Origin of the sequence: Nocardiopsis halotolerans DSM 44410 (genome assembly GCF_000341065.1) — a bacterium.
In the GTDB taxonomy this organism is placed as follows: Bacteria; Actinomycetota; Actinomycetes; order Streptosporangiales; family Streptosporangiaceae; genus Nocardiopsis; species Nocardiopsis halotolerans.
In genome coordinates, this window is sequence record NZ_ANAX01000072.1 from 31,653 (window position 1) to 51,269 (window position 19,617).

At 73.8% G+C, this 19,617-nt stretch carries 18 protein-coding genes and 1 pseudogene; 7 read left to right on the top strand and 12 right to left on the bottom strand.

Annotated features, from left to right (window positions below; translation table 11 throughout):
* The first annotated feature begins 135 nt into the window (after nucleotides 1–135).
* Together D455_RS32075 and D455_RS0105960 are read left to right on the top strand one after the other, a co-directional pair.
* A complete protein-coding gene (locus tag D455_RS32075) occupies nucleotides 136–1,635 on the top strand; it encodes a DUF6882 domain-containing protein (protein WP_017569845.1) in 1,500 nt (499 codons plus the stop codon).
* Between the two features lie 1,103 nt (nucleotides 1,636–2,738).
* Nucleotides 2,739–4,208: a diacylglycerol kinase family protein gene (locus tag D455_RS0105960; RefSeq protein WP_083922149.1), complete on the top strand. Its 1,470-nt coding sequence runs from the start codon at nucleotides 2,739–2,741 to the stop codon at nucleotides 4,206–4,208.
* 72 nt (nucleotides 4,209–4,280) lie between these two features.
* Here D455_RS0105960 and D455_RS0105965 read toward each other — a convergent pair whose 3' ends face one another.
* Together D455_RS0105965 and D455_RS0105970 are read right to left on the bottom strand one after the other, a co-directional pair.
* Entirely contained in the window at nucleotides 4,281–4,727 is a 447-nt protein-coding gene (locus D455_RS0105965) for a hypothetical protein (RefSeq protein ID WP_017569847.1), read from the bottom strand.
* A gap of 186 nt (nucleotides 4,728–4,913) precedes the next feature.
* Nucleotides 4,914–5,903: a phosphotransferase gene (locus D455_RS0105970; RefSeq protein ID WP_051064582.1), complete on the bottom strand. Its 990-nt coding sequence runs from the start codon at nucleotides 5,901–5,903 to the stop codon at nucleotides 4,914–4,916.
* Between the two features lie 216 nt (nucleotides 5,904–6,119).
* On the opposite strand from D455_RS0105970, the gene D455_RS0105975 reads away from it, so the two are divergent.
* The 3 genes from D455_RS0105975 (at nucleotide 6,120) to D455_RS0105985 (ending at nucleotide 8,973) form a co-directional block, all read left to right on the top strand.
* On the top strand, nucleotides 6,120–7,061 hold the full coding sequence (locus tag D455_RS0105975; protein WP_017569849.1) for an MBL fold metallo-hydrolase: 942 nt from the start codon (nucleotides 6,120–6,122) through the stop codon (nucleotides 7,059–7,061).
* Between the two features lie 155 nt (nucleotides 7,062–7,216).
* A complete protein-coding gene (locus tag D455_RS0105980) occupies nucleotides 7,217–7,828 on the top strand; it encodes a hypothetical protein (protein WP_017569850.1) in 612 nt (203 codons plus the stop codon).
* Nucleotides 7,825–8,973 carry a PrsW family intramembrane metalloprotease gene (locus tag D455_RS0105985; protein ID WP_017569851.1) on the top strand — a complete coding sequence of 383 codons (1,149 nt, stop codon included), beginning with the start codon at nucleotides 7,825–7,827 and terminating at the stop codon, nucleotides 8,971–8,973. The genes D455_RS0105980 and D455_RS0105985 overlap by 4 nt, the downstream gene beginning before the upstream one ends.
* A gap of 89 nt (nucleotides 8,974–9,062) precedes the next feature.
* Here D455_RS0105985 and D455_RS0105990 read toward each other — a convergent pair whose 3' ends face one another.
* Genes D455_RS0105990 through folP form a run of 3 tightly spaced genes read right to left on the bottom strand, consistent with a single transcriptional unit; the run spans nucleotide 9,063 to nucleotide 11,381 of the window.
* Entirely contained in the window at nucleotides 9,063–9,836 is a 774-nt protein-coding gene (locus D455_RS0105990; RefSeq protein ID WP_017569852.1) for a pyrimidine reductase family protein, read from the bottom strand.
* Nucleotides 9,815–10,510: a class III extradiol dioxygenase subunit B-like domain-containing protein gene (locus D455_RS0105995; RefSeq protein ID WP_017569853.1), complete on the bottom strand. Its 696-nt coding sequence runs from the start codon at nucleotides 10,508–10,510 to the stop codon at nucleotides 9,815–9,817. The genes D455_RS0105990 and D455_RS0105995 overlap by 22 nt, the downstream gene beginning before the upstream one ends.
* Before the next feature lie 10 nt (nucleotides 10,511–10,520).
* On the bottom strand, nucleotides 10,521–11,381 hold the full coding sequence (folP, locus tag D455_RS0106000; protein ID WP_017569854.1) for a dihydropteroate synthase: 861 nt from the start codon (nucleotides 11,379–11,381) through the stop codon (nucleotides 10,521–10,523).
* Nucleotides 11,382–11,792: 411 nt separating this feature from the next.
* On the opposite strand from folP, the gene D455_RS0106005 reads away from it, so the two are divergent.
* The gene (locus D455_RS0106005) at nucleotides 11,793–12,623 is read left to right on the top strand and encodes a TetR/AcrR family transcriptional regulator (protein ID WP_026122361.1); all 831 of its coding nucleotides are present in this window, start codon (nucleotides 11,793–11,795) and stop codon (nucleotides 12,621–12,623) included.
* A 205-nt stretch (nucleotides 12,624–12,828) separates the two neighbouring features.
* Complete coding sequence (locus tag D455_RS0106010) at nucleotides 12,829–14,070, top strand: FAD-dependent oxidoreductase (RefSeq protein ID WP_017569856.1); 1,242 nt, start codon at nucleotides 12,829–12,831, stop codon at nucleotides 14,068–14,070.
* A gap of 107 nt (nucleotides 14,071–14,177) precedes the next feature.
* Here the strand turns inward: D455_RS0106010 and D455_RS0106015 are convergent, their stop codons facing one another.
* From D455_RS0106015 to D455_RS0106045, 7 genes and pseudogenes are all read right to left on the bottom strand, one after another.
* Nucleotides 14,178–15,194, bottom strand: coding sequence for a glutathione S-transferase family protein (locus tag D455_RS0106015; RefSeq protein WP_017569857.1), 1,017 nt, complete (start codon nucleotides 15,192–15,194; stop codon nucleotides 14,178–14,180).
* 125 nt (nucleotides 15,195–15,319) lie between these two features.
* Nucleotides 15,320–17,692 carry an OmpA family protein gene (locus D455_RS29385; RefSeq protein WP_020480238.1) on the bottom strand — a complete coding sequence of 791 codons (2,373 nt, stop codon included), beginning with the start codon at nucleotides 17,690–17,692 and terminating at the stop codon, nucleotides 15,320–15,322.
* Between the two features lie 434 nt (nucleotides 17,693–18,126).
* The gene (locus D455_RS35990) at nucleotides 18,127–18,546 is read right to left on the bottom strand and encodes a Tad domain-containing protein (protein WP_449289299.1); all 420 of its coding nucleotides are present in this window, start codon (nucleotides 18,544–18,546) and stop codon (nucleotides 18,127–18,129) included.
* Nucleotides 18,441–18,857 carry a TadE family protein gene (locus D455_RS0106030; RefSeq protein ID WP_026122362.1) on the bottom strand — a complete coding sequence of 139 codons (417 nt, stop codon included), beginning with the start codon at nucleotides 18,855–18,857 and terminating at the stop codon, nucleotides 18,441–18,443. Before D455_RS0106030 ends, D455_RS35990 begins: the two co-directional genes overlap by 106 nt.
* Nucleotides 18,854–19,216 (bottom strand): TadE/TadG family type IV pilus assembly protein, encoded by a 363-nt coding sequence (locus D455_RS0106035; protein ID WP_017569860.1) that lies wholly within the window; start codon nucleotides 19,214–19,216, stop codon nucleotides 18,854–18,856. The genes D455_RS0106030 and D455_RS0106035 overlap by 4 nt, the downstream gene beginning before the upstream one ends.
* A 2-nt stretch (nucleotides 19,217–19,218) precedes the next feature.
* Entirely contained in the window at nucleotides 19,219–19,389 is a 171-nt protein-coding gene (locus D455_RS34435) for a hypothetical protein (RefSeq protein ID WP_017569861.1), read from the bottom strand.
* A gap of 27 nt (nucleotides 19,390–19,416) precedes the next feature.
* A pseudogene (locus D455_RS0106045) lies at nucleotides 19,417–19,617 on the bottom strand (type II secretion system F family protein); the annotation flags it as partial.

Consider the following 19,617-nt stretch of genomic DNA (forward strand, 5'->3'; position numbering starts at 1 on the left):
GCACGGACACCGGAAAAACCCGTACGCGGACAGAACCCGGAGCCCTCCGCGTGACTCCCAAGCACCGAGAACGTACCGGTCGCCGAGGCGGCGGACGCACGCGAGGAGGCGTGCCGCCGCCGGTGAAGGAGTGAGATGACGGGTTTCTTCAGCACGCCCCTGCTGCGCCTGGCGCAGCCCCACCTGGCCTGGGTCGTCGAGCAGATGACCTTCTTCGACGAGGCGGTGCCGTTCGGCGACCTCAGGGTCGAACTGGACCAGGAGTCGGTGTGGCGCGGTGACCGGCGCCTGCGTGTCGGACTGCTGGGCAGCTACGCCGAGGACGGCACGTGGTTGTGGGGCTGGGCCAACCCGGCCTTCGAGGGCGAGGCCGTGGTCGCGGACACCCTGCGCCTGCGCGAACTGGGCCGGAGTCACGCGGCGCCGGAGCTGAGCGAGGGGCTCGTGGACCTCAACCACTTCCCCGACCCCCGGCTCGCCTCCGACCACATGTCCCTGATCGCCATGGGTCTGCTCGGCACGCGCGGCAACATCATCTTCAACCACGCCGGGCGGGCCCGCACCTTCCTCACGGTCACCGACCCCGAGGTCCCGTGGGCGCTGCCGCGGGCCGCCACCGCCGAGCGGTTCCTGCGCATGGGCTCGATGCTGATGCCCGGTCCGGAGAGCGAGGAGGGGCGGGGCTACGCCGACGCGGTGGTCGGCGGTTACGCCGAGCACCACGGGTTGCCCGTGGAACGCGCGCACGGGCGGACGACCCTGGAACTGCCCAGCGGCAACCGGATCACCGTGGCGCTCGGTCACGCCGACACCCTCGAGGCCGTGGACGTCACCGGGCCGGACGGCGTTGAACCGGTTCCGGAGGCCGCCCAGGTGGTACCCGCGCCCTCCTCGGACGGACCGGGTCCCGGGCCCAGGCCGCGTCTGCCCCGGAGCGTGCTGACCCACGTGCTGCCGAGGATCGCCGCCGTGCTGCGCCGGGAGGCCGCGCTGGAGGAGTACGTGAAGGGCCTGGGGTGGTCCTCGCGGGAGCGGCCCGAGTGGGACCCCGCCGCCGGGGTGCTCCGCTACCCCGGGTGCGCGGACCTGGAGGCCCGTGAGATCGGCCGTTTCGCCCCCGGGACCGGCCTGTGGGAGTGGGCCGCCTCCGAGGGCGCGTCTACCCTGCGTTCGGCCGCACGCGAGGGCGGTTCGCCGGAGCTGGACGCCGACGGCGTCGACCTGTCCGCCCACCACCTGCCCGGACTGGTCGCGCAGATCCTCTCCCGCACGGCGGCCGACCTCGACGGCGCGCTGTCGTATGCGGAGGTCGAGTCCCCCGACGGGCGGTGGACCCACCTGGCCGTGACCGACACGCGGCTGGAGGTGACGGGCACGGACCCCCAGGTCGCCGCGCACGACCTGGAGAGCGCCGCCAACCTGACCCATCCGGTGGTCCCGGAGGAGGACAGACGGGAGGCGATGCGCGCTCTGGTACTCGGCTACTTCGAGCGCTACGGCGTGCGGCCCATGGACGTCTTCGGCCCGGCCGAGCTGGGTGGCATGATCGGCCTCTACGTCATCCGGGTCCAGTTCGCCGGTGACGGCAGCCTGCACCGGGTCGACTGGGGCCTGATGCACGAGATGATGTTCTAGGCGTACTGACCTGGGGGTGAGGAAGGCGGGAGGGCCGCCGATCGCGGTGTGGAACCGGTGGTGACCGCAACGATGCGACCAACGGGTGAACGCCTCCCGCCTCCCGCCTCTCGGCCTCGGGCCGCTCGGGGCCCACCGGCCCCTCCGCGCACGACCACAGCGGCCCTGGTCCGGACGGTGCCCTCCCCGGGTTCCTCCCCCTTCCCCGAGGAACCCGGGAAGGGAGCTCCCGACTCCGCTCGGGCGGCAGCGGCACGGGCGGAGGCGTGTCCACCACGCCCAGGGCCGCGCGGGCCCGCTCGGCGGGGCCGGGCACGGAGGTGCCGTGTTCGCGGGCGCTCGCCCACACACGGCGCGGTGCGTCGGTGACGTCGCGCCGTCGGAGGGTGTGCCGCCCCGCGCCCGATGCGTCCTCCTCACTTCCGGCGATGGTGTGACGGAAGTGATTCGGCACCGGGAACCGCGCGGATTGGTCCGCATGGTCACGAAACAGTCTCGAAGCCAGGCCCCCGAGGCGGGAGCCACACGAAGAGCTTCATCACCCTTGGTAATCAAACACACACGTGCGAGGGCGGGGCCCGATCCCCCGGAGTACCCCCACGGCCCCGCGTGCGCGGGCGCGCGGACGGAGCGCAGAGGTCACGTGAGGACATGGGAAACCCCCTCACCTGCACTTGAGCGGGTTTCCGAGGTCGCGCGGCACCGCGCCTCCCCCACCTCCCGCATGCGCACGGGCGGGCGGCGGGCGAGTACGAACACCGTCCCGGTCGACCCACGACCGTGACGTGGTCACCCTGCGCGCACGGACGGGCACCACCCCGAGCGCGACGGCCGGGACCCGGTGTGTCCGGAAACGTTCGGAGCGTACCCGCGCGGTGCACGTGCACCGCCAAGGAGGGTAGGCTCGCTTCAGGGCACCGCCCTGGCACGACGCGAGGCGGGGGCGACGGCGCTTCCCCAGTCGTCGCCCCGGCCCGGACGCCGCCGGCACCGGGACCGCGGGCCCACTCCGCCGTCGGATGTGGCCAACGCCATGGGCCGTTGCCGGGCGCGTCCTTATGGACATCTGACCCCACTTTCTCCAATCTGGGGCAATGAGCCTCATGAGTCGTCTTCACAAGGCTGACCAGAAGGTCTACGACTGGGTGACCGGTCTGGGGCCGCCCGCCCTGGACTCCTACAGCCCCAAGTTCGTGCAGGCCACCGACAACATGGCTCCGTGGTTCCTGATATCGGCGACCCTCGCCGCCACGGGCGGGCCCAGCCTGAGGCGCACCGCCCTGCGCGCCATCCTGGCCGCGGGGACCGCCAACGCCATCTCCGCGGGGGTCAAGCACCTGTCCAGCCGCACGCGCCCGGACAACTCGGCCATACCGGCCGCGCGGAGCCCCTACCGTTCCTACCCGAGCACCTCCTTCCCCTCCGGACACACCGCCGCCGCGGCCGGCTACGCGAGCGCGGTCATGATGGACGCGCCCAAACCGCTGGCCGGTCTCGTCACCCTCCTGGCGGGCGGTGTCGCGGTCTCGCGCGTACACAGCGGAGTCCACTACCCCGGCGACGTGCTCGCCGGGGTTGCCATCGGCTCCGGCGCGGCCCTGCTCTCCCGGGTGGTGGTACCGCACCGCCCCGAACTGCTCTTCGGTGCGCGCACCGTGCCCGACGGGGAGACCGCCGTGGACCGTGAGGGCACGGGAATGACCGTGGTGGTCAATCCGCGCTCCGCCTCGGGTGCGGTACCCGCGCTGACCGCGGCCGACGTCACGAGCAGGGTGGCGCGGGCCCTGCCCAAGGCGCGGATCCTGCCGCTGTCGGCGGACGACGACGTGGTCGAGGTCATGGACCAGGCCGCACGGACCAGCGAGGTGCTGGCGGTGGCGGGCGGCGACGGCACGGTCAACGCCGCGGCCCAGGCCGCCGTCGAACACGACCGTCCACTGCTGGTCCTGCCGGACGGCACCCTCAACAACTTCGCCCGCACCCTGGGACTGACCTCGGTGGACATCGCGCTGCGTGCGTTCGACGACGGACGGCTGGCCCGTGTGGACGTGGGCGAGGTGGACGGCCGGATCTTCCTCAACACGGCCTCGTTCGGCTCCTACCCGCGCATGGTGGATCGGCGTGACCGGTGGGCCGCCCGGATCGGCAAGTGGCCCGCGTTCGCGCTGGCGCTGTGGCGGGATCTGCGTGAGGTGAGCCCGACCCCGGCGGTGGTCGACGGCCAGCCGACGCGGGTGTGGTGGGCGTTCGTGGGCAACTGCCGGTACCGCACGCACGGCCGGGTGCCCGCGCTGCGCGAGCAGCTGGACGACGGGCAGCTGGACGTGCGGGTACTCACCGCACGGTCGCCCTTCCCCCGTCTGCGCGCCCTCGCCGACGTGCTGTTGGGGCGGTTCGCGCGCAGTGAGGGCTACTCCGAGCGGCTGGCCACGGGACTGTCGCTGGTCATCCCGAGCGAACCCAGGCTGCTGGCCGTGGACGGCGAGGTGGTGCAGGGTTCCGAGACGGTCGTCTTCACCAAGCGGCGCGCGGCCCTGCGGGTGTTCGTGCCCGATGTCGGCACGACGCAGTGAGTACCGGGGGACGGTGTTCCCGGATCCGCCGGCCCGCTGGGCCCCGCGGGCGGTCGGAGCGCTCCGCGGTGTTCAGCGGCGGCGCCGGCAGGACTTCGTGTCCGTGTCGGTGTCACTGCCCAGGAGGAGGCTGAGCCCGGCGCCCAGCAGCCACGCGTCCTTGGACAGCGGCAGCCCCTGGTCGGTGGGGCGCAGGCTCTTGGGGTGGTGCATCCCCGGGGTGCGCAGGTACAGGCCGACGAGCCCCGCCGCGAACGCGGTCAGGCCCGCGCCCGCGACCCGGCTGGGGACGACGGGGAGCAGCAGGGCGGTGCCCAGGGTGATCTCCCCGGCCGAGAGCAGGCGCGCGAAGGTGGTGGGCTCCATGTCCTTGAGGAAGGGATAGGTCCCCGCGGCCATGCCGTGGAGTCCCCGCGCGGTCTCCTCGTCGGCGCCGCGCTTGCCCAGCCCGGAGTTGAGGAGGAACGCTCCGGTGATGAGGCGCAGGGGCAGGTCGCGGGTGCGAAAGGGCAGTTGCATGGTCGCTCCAAGGCCTGGTCCGTGGTGTGTCCGGGCGACCGGGGCTGCTCCGGTGACCGGCTCCGGCGGTCGGTGGAACTCCGGCGACAGCCTGTTTCGGTCGCTCCGAGTCACGAGAATGTTACCGACCACATGCCGGGGCGGTGGGCCGCGACCCGCCGGGCCGCCCGAACGCGTGGCCCGGCGTCAACGCACGCTCGAACGCTCACCGCTGCCAAGGCGTTCGACGACGCGGACCAGGTCCTGCCAGGCCTGGGCGGTGTCCGGGCCGCCCCGGTGGGGTGCGCGGAACCAGTCGACGAACTCGATGACGTCCTGGAGGTCCCAGCGCAGCCGGTACAGGTCCAGCAGGGCGCGGTCGGGTTCGTGGCCGCTGGTCCGGGCGTAGCGGGCCAGTTCGTCGGGGTCGTCGGTGACCAACCACAGATCGCGTTCGGGGACGGCCAGGCCGACGGTGTCCCAGTCGACCAGCAACGGGCGTCCGCCGCACCACAGCAGGTTGCCGGGGTGGGGCTCCCCGTGGGTGACGACCATGGGCGCGCCTCCCAGGGCGGCGGCGCCGCGGTCGGACTCCTCCAGCCGCTCGCGCAGGGTCGCGGCGTGCCCGGCGAGCAGCTCGGCGGTGGGCGCGGAATGGGGCCCCGCGTCACCGACCGCGTCGGGGCAGTCCAGGATCGCGGCCAGCCGGTCCGTTCCGGCGAGCCGGGGCGCGATGACGGGGGCGCCGCCGGGGGCGCGGCTGTGGAGCTGGGCGAGGGTGTCCAGGACCCGGACGCGCTGGTCGGCGGTGAGCGTCTGGCCGAAGTCACCGGAGGCGGCCTCCACGTACGGGAAGACGCTGAGCGCGTGGCGGTCGCCGACCGGCACGACGGTGTTCCCGCCGGGGGTGCGCAGGGGCGCGACGACGAACCCCAGGCCGTCGTCGTCGTGCAGGCGTGCTGCGGTGTCCATGGCCAGGGTGAGGCGCCTCCGTACGGTGCCGGGGTCGGGACCGAGGAAGGACTTGTACGCCAGGTCAGCCACGGTGAGGAACCAGGTGCGGCCCGAGGTGTCGGTGGCGCGCCAGTGGTGGTCGCCGAAGCCGAGGGGGACGTGGTTGAGCGTGACCGCGTGGACGCCCCATGCGGTCAGTGCGTCGTGCAACCGGTGTTCCAGGTCTGGTGGCCGTTCACGCATGCGGCGAAACTACCAGCCGGGAGGCGCCGTGCCCGGGAGCGAACGCCGCGCGCCCACTCGATGGTGGCCGAGGCGAGCAGGCATGCGGGCGCGTCCCCGTCGCCGTCGGTCCGCCCACGGAGGCACCGGTCCGTCCTGTGGCGGGAGCGGTGCGGCGAAGGGCGGCGGTAGCCTTCTGCCCCCTGACAGCCCCCGAGCGCGAGGAGGACCCCCACCATGGCCGAGACCGCACACACCGGACCGGAGACGGCGTACCTGACCGAGCTCGTCGACGGCGTGTACGCCTGGGTGCAGCCGGACGGCACCTGGTGGGTCAACAACGCGGGCGCCGTCGCCGGGGACGACGGTCTCCTGGTGATCGACACCTGCGCGACCGAGGACCGCACCCGCGCCTTCCTCACCGCCCTGGCCCGCGCCACCGGCGGTTCCCCCGTCCGGTGGGCGGTCAACACCCACCAGCACGGCGACCACGCCTACGGCAACAGCCTGCTGCCCGACTCCGCCGCGCTCATCGGACAGGCCGCCATGCGCGAGGCGCTCGCGCACGACCCGATCCTCGACGTCTGTCCGCCGTTCTGGTCCCCCGTCCCGGACTGGGGCGGCGTCACCCGGCGCCTGCCGTCGATCGTTCTCGACCGCGAACTGACGGTCCACACCGGCGGGCGCCGCGTGGACCTGCGCCACCCCGGCCACACCGCGCACACCCCCGGTGACGTGGTGGCCTGGCTGCCCGAGGAGCGCGTGCTGTTCACCGGCGACCTGGTCTTCCACGGACTGACCCCGCTGGTGTTCATGGGGTCGGTGGAGGGCGCGCTGCGCTCCCTGGAGTGGCTGCACGCCTTCGGCCCCGAGCACGTGGTCCCCGGCCACGGTCCGCTGTTCGGCGCCGCCGAACTGGACGCGGTCCTGGGCGACCACGAGCGCTACTACCGTTTCGTACTGGACACCGCGCGGGACGGCGTCGCCCAAGGGCTCACCCCGCTGGAGAACGCACGCGCCTGCGACCTGGGCGCGTTCGACGGCTGGGCCGACGCCGAGCGCATCGTGTTGAACCTGCACCGCGCCCACGCCGACCTCACCGGCACGGGGATGGACCTCGTGGCCGCGCTGGCCGACGCCGTCGAGTGGAACGGGGGACCGCTCCCCACCAGCCTCTGACCGCCCCAGAACCGCCCGAACGACGGCATCTCTTCCCCTGGTTGGTGAAATCACCGTAAACGTGCGCCAAGTCGACGCCGTGCCACCCACACGCACGCCCTCGGGTGTTTCGCTTGCCGTGACGGGGCATCACCGTAAGTGACGAAGGGGACGCCATGGCGGAGGCGACCGAGGAGGGCCCGCGCGCGTACCGGCGCGGGCCGCGCAGCAACTGGGTGCCGTTGGGGGCGGCCGCGGCGGCGATCGCACTGCTGGTGGTGGCCTGGCCGCTGGTCAACGCGCTCCTGCCCGGTTCGGAGTCCGTCCCCTCCGGCGAACCGGTGCCCGTCGGTTCCGCGAGCGGCTACCGGGCCACCCTGACCTTCCCCCAGGAGGGCTGGTACCTGGACACCGGCGCCAGCCAGGCCGGGCTGATCTACCGCTTCCACCGCGGCCCCGTGGAACTGACACTCAACGCGGTCACCCCCGTGACCTCACCTCCGCCCACCCCCGAGGAACTGTGGGACGGCATGCGGGAGATCGTCCGCGCCGGTGAGGCGTCGGCGCGCCTGGGCGGCCCGGAGGCCATCTCCACCCGGGACGGCGACGAGGGGCTCACCGGGGTCCTGGAGAGCCGTCACCAGCGCGGCGCCGCCGTGGTCTACCCCTCCCCCGACGGCCGCCTGGCCGTGGAGATGACCCTCGCCGGACGCGAGGCGACCATGGCCGACCTCACCGCGGTCGCCGACGTCGTCCGCTCGGTCTCCTTCGTCAGGGAGGAGGCGTGAACCGCGGTCCCGACGAGCGCCCGGCCGCGACCGACCGGGGTTCGGTGCCCTCGCCGCGCGAGGCCCGCCGGGACGAGTCGGGGCCCCGGCACGCCTCGGAGCGGCGGCCCGGCGGCCAGCACGCCCGGGGCCAGCGGCTGCCCTCCCTGGTCGCGCTCGCCCTGATCGCGGTGCTGTGCGCGGCGGGCCTGGCCTACCTCGCGCTGCGGTTCACCGGGCTGGTGCGCGTCTTCTTCTCCGAGGCCTCGCTGTCGGTGTTCCTGGGCGTCGTGACGCTGGCCTTCGGGTTCTGGGTCCTGCGCCGCATCCGCCCGGTGCGCGATCCCGCCCTGGACGCCTCCCTGGTCGCGGTGGCCTGGGGCCTGACCGCGGCGACCGCGGGCGGGGTCGTCGCCAACGCCGCTCTGGGGGCGATCTGGAACAAGAGCCTGGGGCTGCCCTTCTCCGAGGTGTGGGGAGCGGCCCTGAGCGCCCCGCTCAACGAGGAGGTCCTCAAGCTCGGCGGGATCGTGCTGGTCGCGGTGGCCTTCCCGGCCGCGGTGCGGGGACCGGTGGACGGGTTCGTGATCGGTTCCCTGGTGGGGTTGGGCTTCGAGGTGACGGAGAACTTCGTCTACTCGATGAACGCGGTGGTCCAGGCGGGCGGCACCGGAGGCCTGGTCCCCGTGGTGCAGACCCACATCCTGCGGGTGGGGTTGGCCGGGCTGGGCTCGCACTGGGCGATGTCGGCCGTCGCGGGTACCGCCGTCGGGCTGCTGGCGGCCGCGGCGTGGCGGCCCGGCCCGCGTCGGGCGGTCGGCGCCGCGCTGCTGGTCCTGCTGGCGATGGGTCTGCACTGGCTGGTGGACTCACCGCTGTTCGGCAGCGTCCTGGGCGTGATGATCGAGGTCGCCGTGGTCTTCCTGACCACGATGGCCGTGTACTTCACCGTCCGGCACGTCCACCGACGCCGCGTGCGCGGTGCCCTGGCCTCCGAGGGCACGGCGCTGGGCATGCGGCGGTCGGCCGCGGTGGCCCTGGCCAACCGGCACGGTCGCGGCAGGGAACTGGGACGCGTGGCGGCCCCGGAGCGGCCCGTCGTGGAACGGCGCCAGGAGCAGATGCTGGCGATCGCCGAGGACCGGGCGGTCCGCCACACGCCGTGACCGGAACGCACAGGAGGCCTTGGCGGCGGCGCGCCAAAGCCCGCGTGGCCCGACGCGCCCGACGGGTGGAGGCCTTCGGGCCCCTCCGGTCAGGCCTCCGGGCGCAACCAGCGCTGGAGCACGGTGCCCTCGGACTCGATCACCACCCCGGGGACGAGGGGCGCGTCGGCCGACGTGCCCACCGCGATGCGCTGCTCGACGCCACCGGCCAGCAGCGGGACGACCGTCAGGCACAGTTCGTCCAGCAGGTCGGCCGCCGCCACGTCGGCCAGCAGGCGGGGCCCGCCCTCGCACAGGATCCGGGGCAGGCCGCGGTCGACCAGGGCGTCGACGGCGGCGCGCAGGTCCACGCTCTCCCGGCCGCACACCAGGACGCGGTCGGCGCCCAGCGTGTGGCGCGCCCGGTCCAACGCCCCGGCACCGGCCGCCTCGCAGGTCACCAGCAGTACCCCGCCGCCGTTCTCCCGCCGTTCGGCGAGCAGCGGCGGAAGCTGGCCGGTTCCGCTGACCACGGCCATCTCGGGATGGGCGGCCCGGCCCTCGGCGACGGCGCGTGCCGCCCGGTCGCCGGTGCGCGGGTCCGCGCTCATGTAGCCCTCGGCGCGGGCGGTACCGGCGCCGACCAGGATCACGTCGGCCAGGTCACGCAGGAGGGTGTACACCACCAGGTCGGCGGGGGTGTTGATGGTTCCCGTGCGGCCGTCGTTCCCCGCCGCGGCCCCGTCCAGGGTGGAGACCATGTTCGCGCGCAGCCAGGGCCGGTCGGGGTAGGCGTAGAGGCGTTCCAGGGCGGGCGCGTCCAGCGGGTCCCCGGGGGAGGCCGCTCCGGGGACGGCGTCGTTCAGGAGGAGGCGCACGGCCACACCGCCACGAAGTACATGACCCCGAACGGGTCGTCGGCGTAGAGCACCTCGGGCCGCACCGGGTCCCCGACGTCGGCGAGCGCGTGCGCCATGACCTGGAGCGCGGCCCGGCCCTGCGCCATCAGTTCGGCGGCCAGGTCCGGATCCAGGCGTGTGAGGCCCCCGCGGTCGCCCTCGGACAGGCAGCGGCGGATCTCCTCGTCGAGGGCGAAGGCGCGCTCGTCCAGGTAGCCGGGGGCCTTGCTGCCGCGCCGGGCGCTGCCGTCGCCCAGGACGAGCAGGGCGACCCGCTCGGTGCGTTCGGCGATCCGCCGTCCCAGGGCCCCGACCTCGGCGGCGGAAGCGTCCCAGGCCACGGTGGCCATCTCCACGCGTCCGCGGTACCCGGCGTCGTCGAGCAGCCGTCGGGCCACGCCCAGGCTCGGCGGCAGTGTCCGTTCCCGGGGCACCCGCTCCCCCGTGCCGCCGAACTCGCGGACCGGTGCGATCCTCTCGGTGTGCTCGCCGGAGGTGTCGTGTCCGCCGATGACGACGAGCACGTCCGGGGAGGACCCGGTCAGGGCCTCCAGCGCCGCCCCGCACTCCTTGCGCAGTTCGGCGAGTGGGTCCTGCCCGCCGCCGAGCTCGCGCAGGAGCAGCGGCGGGTGCGGGCAGACGACGGTCGTGACGATCACGCGTGCCTCCTCACGCCAGCCCCCGGATGACCCGCGCGGGCGGGCGGACCCCCCGGATGCTGGCGACCATGTCGAGCACCTGCCGGGTCTGGGCCACCTCGTGGACGCGGTAGATCTGCGCCCCGTGCCAGGCGCACACGGCGGTCGCCGCGAGTGTGCCGCTCAGGCGTTCGCCCACGGGCAGGTCCAGGGTCTCGCCGACGAAGTCCTTGTTGGACAACGACACCAGGACCGGCCAGCCCAGGGAGGTCATCTCCCCCAGGCGCCGGGTCAGTTCCAGCGAGTGCCAGGTGTTCTTGCCGAAGTCGTGCGCGGGGTCGATGATGGCCGACGCCGGGTCCACGCCCATGGAGACCGCGCGCTCGGCCAGGGCGACGGTGTCGTCCACGGCGGCGCGCACGACGTCCTCGTAGCGCGTGCGGTGCGGCGGGGTACGCGGGGTGAGTCCGCCGGTGTGGGTGCACACCAGGGCGGCGTCGAACTCGGCGGCGACCTCGGCGAGCTCGGGGTCGTATCCGCCCCAGGCGTCGTTGAGCAGGTCCGCGCCCGCCTCGCACACCGCACGGCCCACGGACGCGCGCCAGGTGTCCACGCTGATCACCAGGTGGGGGAACTCGGCGCGGACGGCGGCCACGAAGTCGACCACCCGGCGCTTCTCCTCGTCGGCGTCGACCCGCTGGCCGTATCCCGCCTTGACGCCACCGATGTCCACGATGTCGGCGCCCTCGGCCACGACCCTGCGCACGCGTTCGAAGGCGGGACCGTCGTCCCAGGTGGCTCCGTTGTCGTAGAAGGAGTCGGGGGTGCGGTTGACGATCGCCATGACCAGCGTCGTGTCCGCGTCGTACTCCCGACCACGCAGTCTCAGCACCGGCCGACCACTCCCCGGCGGATGGTCGCGCGGTGTCCGCACCACTTGTTGTCCACGAATCCTCCCAGCGGCAACCCTAGGGCACGTCCGGTCGCGTGGTCCCGGCGGCGCCTCCTTTCTGGAACGTGGTCTCACCCACGCGGGCGCCCGGACCGCCTGGGCGCCCGCCGGTGGTCCCCCGGGACGGGCACGGAGGGAACACCGGTTCTGGCCACTCCGCACGCGCACCGCCGAACCCGTGCACCCCGGAAGACCCGCGCACACCGGTCCTCCGGCGCTTTCCGGGGGCGTTCCCGGCCCCGCCCGCCGCTCTCCCGGGGACACGTCCACCTCTACGGGCCCGCGAACTTCCTCGCGCCCATGCCGCACACACCCTTGCCTGAAACCAGGTTACGGGTTACCTTTAAGGCGATGTCAGATCCAAAGGATGTACCCGTTCCGGCCGACCTCGTGAGCGCGGCCCTCCGCGCCTCGGACAACCTCGGAAAGGACGTGGCCGACGTGTCCCTGGTCGCCATCGCCGATGAGGCGGGCGTCTCCCGCAGCACCCTGCTGCGCCGCGTGGGTGGTTCGCGCCGGGCCCTGGACGAGGCGGTGCGCGCCTCGGGCGTCGACCCGGGCGGCCAACGCCCCGTCCGGGAGCGCGCGGTCGAATCCGCGGCCCGTCTGATCAGCGAACAGGGTCTGGCCGCGACGACCCTGGAGGCGGTCGCCGCATCCGCCGGGTGCTCGGTGCACAGCCTCTACGCGGCCTTCGGCGGCCGGGACGAGCTCCTGCGCGCGGTCTTCGAGCGCTACACCCCCATCCTGGACGTGGAGGAGGCGCTCGCCGCCCCGGAGGAGGACCTCTCCTCCCGCGTCCACGGGATCTACCGCATGCTGGGCACGAGACTCAGCCGCGAGCCCCGGGTGCTGCCCGCCGTCCTCGCCGACGTGTTCGCCCGCCCCGAGGGGCCCACCGTCGACCTGCTCGCCCGCTTCTTCTTCCCCCGCATGCTCGCCGGTGTGGGCGGCTGGCTGGCCGGGGAGGTCGCCGCGGGCCGGATCCGCGACCTGCCGGTGCCCCTGCTCATCCAGCAGCTGATCAGTCCGGTCGCCCTGCACTTCATGATGCGCCCGGCGCTGGGCAGGGTCCCGGGTATCGAGTTCCCCGACGCCGAGGAGGTCTACACGACGTTCGCCGACGCGTTCCTGCGCGCCGTCGCGACGGAGCCGCACCCGCGGCCGGACCAGCAGGAGTAACCGAAGGAGCACGCCATGCGCGGACCGCCCGCCGCCGTCGGTGGCCACGGAGCCCCGCCGTACCCCCCGGCCCTCCGGGCCCCCTCCGCCTCCTTCGTGCACTGGTACGAGGAGCCCGCACCGACCCGCCGTTTCGGAGCCGAGTACGGGGCCCACCGCGGCGCGGTACCCGCCCGGACACCCCGAACGCCTTCCTGGAGTCCTCATGAGTGAACGTACGACCTGTGTGATCGTCGGCGGCGGCCCCGCCGGTATGGTCCTGGCCCTGCTGCTGGCCCGGGCCGGTGTCGAGGTCACCGTGCTGGAGAAGCACGCCGACTTCCTGCGGGACTTCCGCGGGGACACCGTCCACCCCTCCACCCTGGACCTGCTGGAGGAGCTGGGCCTGTACGAGCGGTTCGCCGAACTGCCCCAGAGCAAGCTGGAGCAGGTCTCCTTCCCCGTCGACGCGGACCGCGCCGTGACCTTCGCCGACTTCCGGAGGCTGCGGGGCGTCGCCCACCCCCACATCGCGATGGTCCCGCAGTGGGACTTCCTGAACCTGATCGCCGAGGCCGGGAACGCCGAGCCGACCTTCACCCTGCGGATGGACACCGAGGTGACCGGCCTGCTGCGCGACTCGGGCCGGGTGTCGGGGGTGCGCTACCGGAGCCCGGAGGGTGACGGGGAGATCCGGGCCGACCTGACCGTGGCCTGCGACGGGCGGTGGTCGCTCGCCCGCCGCGAGACGGGCCTGGCGGTCCGGGACTTCCCGGTGGCGGTCGACGCGTGGTGGTTCCGACTGCCCCGCGAGCCGGAGGACCGCGTGAGCCTGACCCCGCGCGCGGGCCGGGGCCGGTTCGCCGTGGTGATCCCGCGTGAGGGCTATCTCCAGATCGCCTACCTCGGGCCCAAGGGCACCGACACCGAACTGCGCGCACGCGGGATCGAGGCCTTCCGCCGGGACCTCGCCGACCTCATGCCGGAGATGGCCGACCGGGTCGGGTCCCTGAGGTCCATGGACGAGGTCAAACACCTGGACGTGCGGATCAACCGGCTGCGCCGCTGGCACGTGGAGGGCCTGCTGTGCATCGGCGACGCGGCCCACGCGATGTCCCCCATGGGCGGGGTGGGCATCAACCTCGCCGTACAGGACGCCGTGGCCGCCGCGACGCTGCTGGCCCGGCCGCTGGGCGAACGCTCACTCACCCCGGGAGACCTGGCCGCGGTGCGCAGGCGGCGGATCGTGCCGACCATCGCCGTCCAGGCGCTGCAACGCTTCATGCACCGGAACCTGGCCGACCCGATGGTCAGGGGCGAGCGCACGGGTCCGCCCAGGCCGGTCCTGGCGGCACTGGACCACGCGCCGTGGTTGTCGTTCGTGCCCGCCTACCTCATCGGGAAGGGGTTGCGTCCCGAGCACGTGCCGGGCTTCGCCCGCCGCCCCGCCGTCCGCCGGGCGGGGTAGCGGGACGGCGGAGCGCTGGTGGGCTGGCCGAATACGCTGCTGGTGTGACGCACGGGCTCTGACCCGTACTGATCACCACCGCGCACGATGGGGGCCTGGTCACCGCCTCAGAGCTCGGGAACGCGCTCGCCCTCCGGGACCGGCCCCGGAGCGGTGCCGGCCCCGAAGGGGTCGCCGCCCAGCGCCTCACGGTGGTGGGCGGTGAGCCAGCCGCGCGGGTCGGGCCCGGCGGCGACGATCCGCGTCGGGTTGATCGCCGAGTGGACCCAGTAGTAGTGGACACGGACGTGGTCGAGGTCGGTGGTGTCGCCGAACCCGGGCGTCTGGAACAGGTCGCGGGCGTAGGCCCACAGCGCCGGGTACTCGGTCAGTTTGCGGATGTTGCACTTGAAGTGGCCGTGGTAGGCGGCGTCGAAGCGCACCAGGGTCGGGAAGAGCTTGACGTCGGCCTCGGTGATGGAGTCCCCGACCAGGTAGCGCTGGCCGGTGAGGCGCTCCTCCAGCGCGTCGAGCCTGGCGAACACGTCGGTGACCGCGACGTCGTAGTGCTCCTGGTCCGGGGCGAACCCGGCCCGGTAGACGCCGTTGTTGAGGTCGGTGTAGATCTCCCGGGACAGGGCGTCGATCTCCTCGCGCCGCTCCCGCGGGTACAGGTCGGGGGCGCCGTCCCTGACCAGGCCGTCCCACTCGGTGGCCATGTCGCGGACCAGCTGGTCGAAGTCGTTGGAGACCAGGTGTCCGCTGTCCACGTCGACCAGCCCGGGGACGCTGACCCCGCCGGTGTATCCGGGGTCGCGCGCCAGGTAGGCCTCGCGCAGGGCATGGATGCCCAGGACGGGGTCCCTGCCGTCGGGGCTGCCGGTCTCCTCGGTGAACACCCAGTGCGGTTCCCCCTCGATGATCTCCTGGCGGGGGTCGGTGACGGCCAGGGAGACCGCCTGTTCCAGGCCCATGAGCCTGCGCGTGATGACGACCCGGTGCGCCCAGGGGCAGGCGCGGCTGACCACCAGGCGGTAGCGGCCGGGCTCGGCCACGCGGCCGAAACGGCCGTCCGCGGTGACCCGGTCGGCGAAGGCGGCCGGATCGCGCTTGATCTCCTCGGTGGGGATCTCGTTGGCCCTCATCCCTCGGCTCCTCCCAGACGCTCGGCGGACCGCGGCCACAGGCGCGGGCGGTCGCGGTCGAACACGTTACCGCGCAGTGTACGGATCCCCGGCCCGACGGGCCGGGCGCCCCGCCCCCGGCCCCCTCATCCCCTCTCCCGGGGGCGCCAGCTCCGTCCCCGGCCCGCCTTCTTGGGTTTGCGGGGCAGGGTCCGGGACGGTGGCGCCTCTCCCGTGTCTTCGCTCTCCGTGCCCGTGCCCGCGGGTGTGAGTCCGGGTTCGGGTTCGGGTGCGGCCGTGGCCGTGGCCGTGGCCGTACGTCCCGTACCGGCCTTCTCCCGGACGGGTCGTCCCGTCGTACCGTTCACCCGTCCCGGAGGCCCCGTCCGGTCGGCGGGGGCGTGGGGGGTCACCGGGGAGGTCACCGACGGCGAGGGCGCGGGCCTTTCGCCCTGCGGTTCGGGGGATGCGGGCTCAGGGGCCGTGGGTTCGGAGGCCCGGGGCTCGGTCTCAGAGCGTTCGGCCTTCCGCGGCTTGCGGGGTGTCTCCTCCCAGAAGTCGGTCTCCCAGATGTCGGCCTCCCAGGTGTCGGCGTCCCAGAAACCGCCCTCGGAGGAGTCGTCCTTGGCGGGACCGCTCTCGGAGGAGTCACCCTCCGAGCGGTCGGCCTCCGGGGAGTCGGCCCCGGAAGGGCCTTCCCGCTCTCCCAGGGCCTGGAGGAAGGGTGTCTCGAAGGCCTCGGAAACCTCGGAGGCGTCGGAGGTCTCGGCTGCCGCAGAAGTCTCCACGGTCTCGGAATCCTCCTGCTTCACCGCCTCCGGTGCCGGGTCGGGCTGGGCGCGCGGGGGCGTGGAACCGCCTTCGAGGGCGGGCGAGGAGTGGCGGTAGGCGCGGATCGCGTCCATGACCTGGTCAACGGTGGAACCGGGCCAGGAACAGTGGAAGACCGGGTTGAGCGGAGGGCTGGTCTCGGTGATGAGCCCGTCCTCCTCGATGACGCAGCTTCCGCCGAGCGGCCAACGGCCCAGGATCACCGCCGTGACACCGCGGCGCTGTCCGTGCAGCAGCAGCCCGGAGAGCGCGGTCTCGTGCCGGGGGTCGGGCGCGGCCACCAGGGCCAGGGGAGGACGCCGCTCGTCGGTCTCCTCGTGCAGCTCGCGTTGGAGGACCGTGAGCGCCTCCTCCATCGTCCCGACCATCCGCACCGTGTCGCAGGGGTGCGAGCGCAACAGGTCGCGCCCCTCCTCCCCCATCACACGGATCGCGTCCACCTCGGTGAGCAGCACGCGCACGGCGTCGTGGTCGAGGCGGTCGAGCGCGTTGACGATCAGGCGGCGGGCGGCGCCGACGGAACCCGGTCCGGTGATCCCGAGCCCCGGCACGTGGTCGAGTTCCACCGTCACCCGCTCGTCGATGTCCTCCTTCGGGGTGGGCCGGGGCGGCGGTGCGGTCAGGGCCAGGCGGCGGGGCGCCCCCGACAGGCGGGGCAGGCTCAGGCTCACCCGGGGAACGCGGACGCCGCGCTTGCCCAACAGGTATCCGCCGGTCAGCCCCGCGAAGGCGACCGCGCCGGTGACGGCGCCGTCGGGGATCTCCACGACCAGAACCCCGCCGCCGTCCTCGGCCTCCACCGGGTCGGTCTCCCCGCCCCCGGCACCGGGATCCCCGGTACCGGCGTCGGAGTCCTCGGCCTCGGCGGCCGCCGTCGAGGGCTGGACCGGGGTCGGCCGTTGGGGGACGACGGTGTAGGCGACCTCGACCCTGCGCTGGGCCGCGGCTCCCCCGTCGCGGGGTTCGCCCGAACCCACGCCGTTCACCTCGACATCCGGAGCGTCCTCCCCCAGGGTCTCGGTGAGGTGGTCGGCGACCGACCGCGCCCTGAGCTCGGACAGCTCCATGTTGACCGACGCGCTCCCGCTGGGGTCGGTGTGACCGGTGATCCGGACGACCGCGTCGGGGTCCCCGTGGGCGGCGATCAACTCCGCGACGGGCACCAGGTCCTCGCGCATCTGGTCGGTGAGCTCGGCCGAGTTGATCGCGAAGCCCGCGACCGTACGCACCCGCTCGACGGCCTGTCCCGGGGACTCCTCCACCGGTGCGGAGGTCCCGCCGGCGTCCTCGGCGGCGGTGTCCCCGTCCGCCTCCCCCTCCCGCTGTTCCGGGGAGGGAGCGGTGTCGGCGAACGCGGTGGCCGGGGCCACCGCCACGGTGCCCACGGCGGCGGCCGCGACGACCTGGAGGGGCCCCAGGGGGCGCAGCCTCCGGGGGGCACCGCGCAGACGGGCGACCGCCTCGACGGCCAGGCCCGCCGTGTACAGGCCCCACAGCGCCCACAGGGCGATGGTCAGCAGTGCGACGGGCACGCCCGGCGGCAGTCGCCAGCCGCGCAGGTGGGCCGCGGCCACGGCCCACGACCCGGGCGTCTCGGGCCAGGGCAGGTGCCATATGAGGAGGTAGGGGATACCGGCCAGGACGGTCGCGGCGAGGAGGACCGCGCTCAGCCTTCGGATGTGGGTCATGTCCGCCTCACTGGAGCTGGGTCGTGTTCTCTGGAGTCGTTCCGTGATCGTGGGCTGGCGGGATACGCCGCTGGTGTGGCCGCGGTGACCCCACCCCGGTCCGGTGAACCCTTCCGTTCATCGCGCCAGCGCCCCGGTACCGGCTCCCGTCGTGCTCATGACGTCCGCGGAACGCGGCCGGACCGCGCCGCACGCCACGTCCTGCTGTGGAGGAGCGGTCCCCGTGACACGGCACCGCCGGGTCCGCGGGGGACGCGCGGTGGGGGCGACGGCCGCCGGGGGCGGTTCCGCCAACGGGGACGAAGGCATGGGCGGGCCCTCCCTAGGGGATCGGCTGGGTGTGGGGACTGGCGGTCGCCGTGGCGTCGACCGTGGTCGTGCCCAGCGGCACCAGGGAGAAGGAGTAGGTCACCGAGCAGGTCACGGTGACCGTGTCACCGCTGACCTCGACCGTCCCCGTCGCGCCCGCGTCGCCCAGGAAGGACCGCGCGGCGGCTGCCGCCGCCGAGGGGGCCAGGCGTACNGTCCGCCCCCTCCCGGTAGGCGGCCCAGTCCAACTGCTGGACGCCCGCCCGCGCGGCCTCCTGGGCGAGGACGGCCGCCTCGTCGCGCGCGCCCAGCAGTCCTCCGCCGTCGACCACCAGCCCCAGACACAGCAGGAAGGCCGACGCCAGGACGGCGACGAACGCCGTGGTCTGTCCCCCGTCGTCGGTCGCGTCGACGGCGTCGGTGGTGTCGTCCGTTCCGCTCACGCCCGCCCCCTGAAGGTGTCCACGACGACCGTCGCGCTCCCCGAGACCGTGTAGGAACCCGGGACGCCGAGTCCGGTGAGGCCGCTCAGGTCGACACGGCACTCGACCACCGCGGTGACCGCGCCGCCCGGGTCCAGTCCGCCGTGGTCCAGTGTGACGGTGTGGTCGCCGCAGCCCAGGCCGTGCTCGGCCAGAGAGCGTGCGGCCGTGCCCTCGGCGGCGGCCACGGCCGCGGGCACGGTGCGCGCCAGGGAGGCGGCACGCGCGGCGGAGTGGGCCACCTCGTCGGCGGTGGAACGCGCGTCCACCACCCTCCCGGCCAGCACCATGAGCAGTGCGAACGCCAGGAGGCCGGGGGTGAGCACCGCCAGTTCCACCGACGCGGACCCACGGTCTCCGTTCCGGGGTCTCACGGGGCGGCCTCCAGGGGAACGAACCGCTCCACGGGGACGGACGCCTCGTGCCCCACGGGCCAGCTGAACCCGGGGATGAGGCTGGGCACCTCCGCGCTCACCACGACGCGCACCTCCTCGGTTCCCCGGTCGACGGAGACGTCGAGACCGGACAGCATCGAGCCGCCGAACCCCTCCGCGACCGACGTGCCGCCGCCCGCCGTGCGCGACTGCTCGGCGGTCCTGCGCGCGATGTCGGCGGCCACGTGGTCGCCGTGCATCCACAGGGCGGTCTGGATGACGAGCAGGACCAGGAGCAGGAGGAGGGGCGTGGCCACGGCCAGTTCGGCGCTGCCCCGGTCGTCGCGGGGAGGGCGCACCGTCAGCCTGCCTTGATCTGCTCGATCTCGGTCTCCACCCGGCCACCGATGGCGAGGGCGAGCGCGACGGCGAGGCCGACCAGGGCCGCGGTGATGATGACCGTCTCGGTCGAGTAGCCGTCGTCCCTCCTGCTGAGCAGCAGTGAGCTGAGGTAGGCGGTGATGCGCCGCATCGGGGTTCTCCAGGGTGTGTCGGGCGTTCATGCGTTGAACAGGATGTGGCTCATCGCCGGGTATCCCAGCAGGGCGAGGAACCCGGCGAAGAGCAGGACCACCGGCAGGCTCATCCGCTCGGTGGCGGACTGGGCCTCGGCCTCCATCTCGGACAGGAACTGGGTACGCAGTGTCCTGCTCTTGGCCGCCAGCGAACCGCGGATGCGCGCGCCGTCGGCTCCGGCGAG

Excerpts from the sequence above, each read along its gene's own strand:
- D455_RS32075 (WP_017569845.1), top strand. The coding sequence starts at position 136 with ATGACGGGTTTCTTCAGCACGCCCCTGCTGCGCCTGGCGCAGCCCCAC.
- D455_RS0105965 (WP_017569847.1), bottom strand. The coding sequence starts at position 4,727 with ATGCAACTGCCCTTTCGCACCCGCGACCTGCCCCTGCGCCTCATCACC.
- D455_RS29385 (WP_020480238.1), bottom strand. The coding sequence starts at position 17,692 with ATGACCCACATCCGAAGGCTGAGCGCGGTCCTCCTCGCCGCGACCGTC.
- D455_RS0106010 (WP_017569856.1), top strand. The coding sequence starts at position 12,829 with ATGAGTGAACGTACGACCTGTGTGATCGTCGGCGGCGGCCCCGCCGGT.
- D455_RS0106005 (WP_026122361.1), top strand. The coding sequence starts at position 11,793 with ATGTCAGATCCAAAGGATGTACCCGTTCCGGCCGACCTCGTGAGCGCG.
- D455_RS0105970 (WP_051064582.1), bottom strand. The coding sequence starts at position 5,903 with ATGCGTGAACGGCCACCAGACCTGGAACACCGGTTGCACGACGCACTG.
- D455_RS34435 (WP_017569861.1), bottom strand. The coding sequence starts at position 19,389 with ATGCGGCGCATCACCGCCTACCTCAGCTCACTGCTGCTCAGCAGGAGG.
- D455_RS0105975 (WP_017569849.1), top strand. The coding sequence starts at position 6,120 with ATGGCCGAGACCGCACACACCGGACCGGAGACGGCGTACCTGACCGAG.
- D455_RS0105980 (WP_017569850.1), top strand. The coding sequence starts at position 7,217 with ATGGCGGAGGCGACCGAGGAGGGCCCGCGCGCGTACCGGCGCGGGCCG.
- D455_RS0106015 (WP_017569857.1), bottom strand. The coding sequence starts at position 15,194 with ATGAGGGCCAACGAGATCCCCACCGAGGAGATCAAGCGCGATCCGGCC.
- D455_RS0105960 (WP_083922149.1), top strand. The coding sequence starts at position 2,739 with ATGAGTCGTCTTCACAAGGCTGACCAGAAGGTCTACGACTGGGTGACC.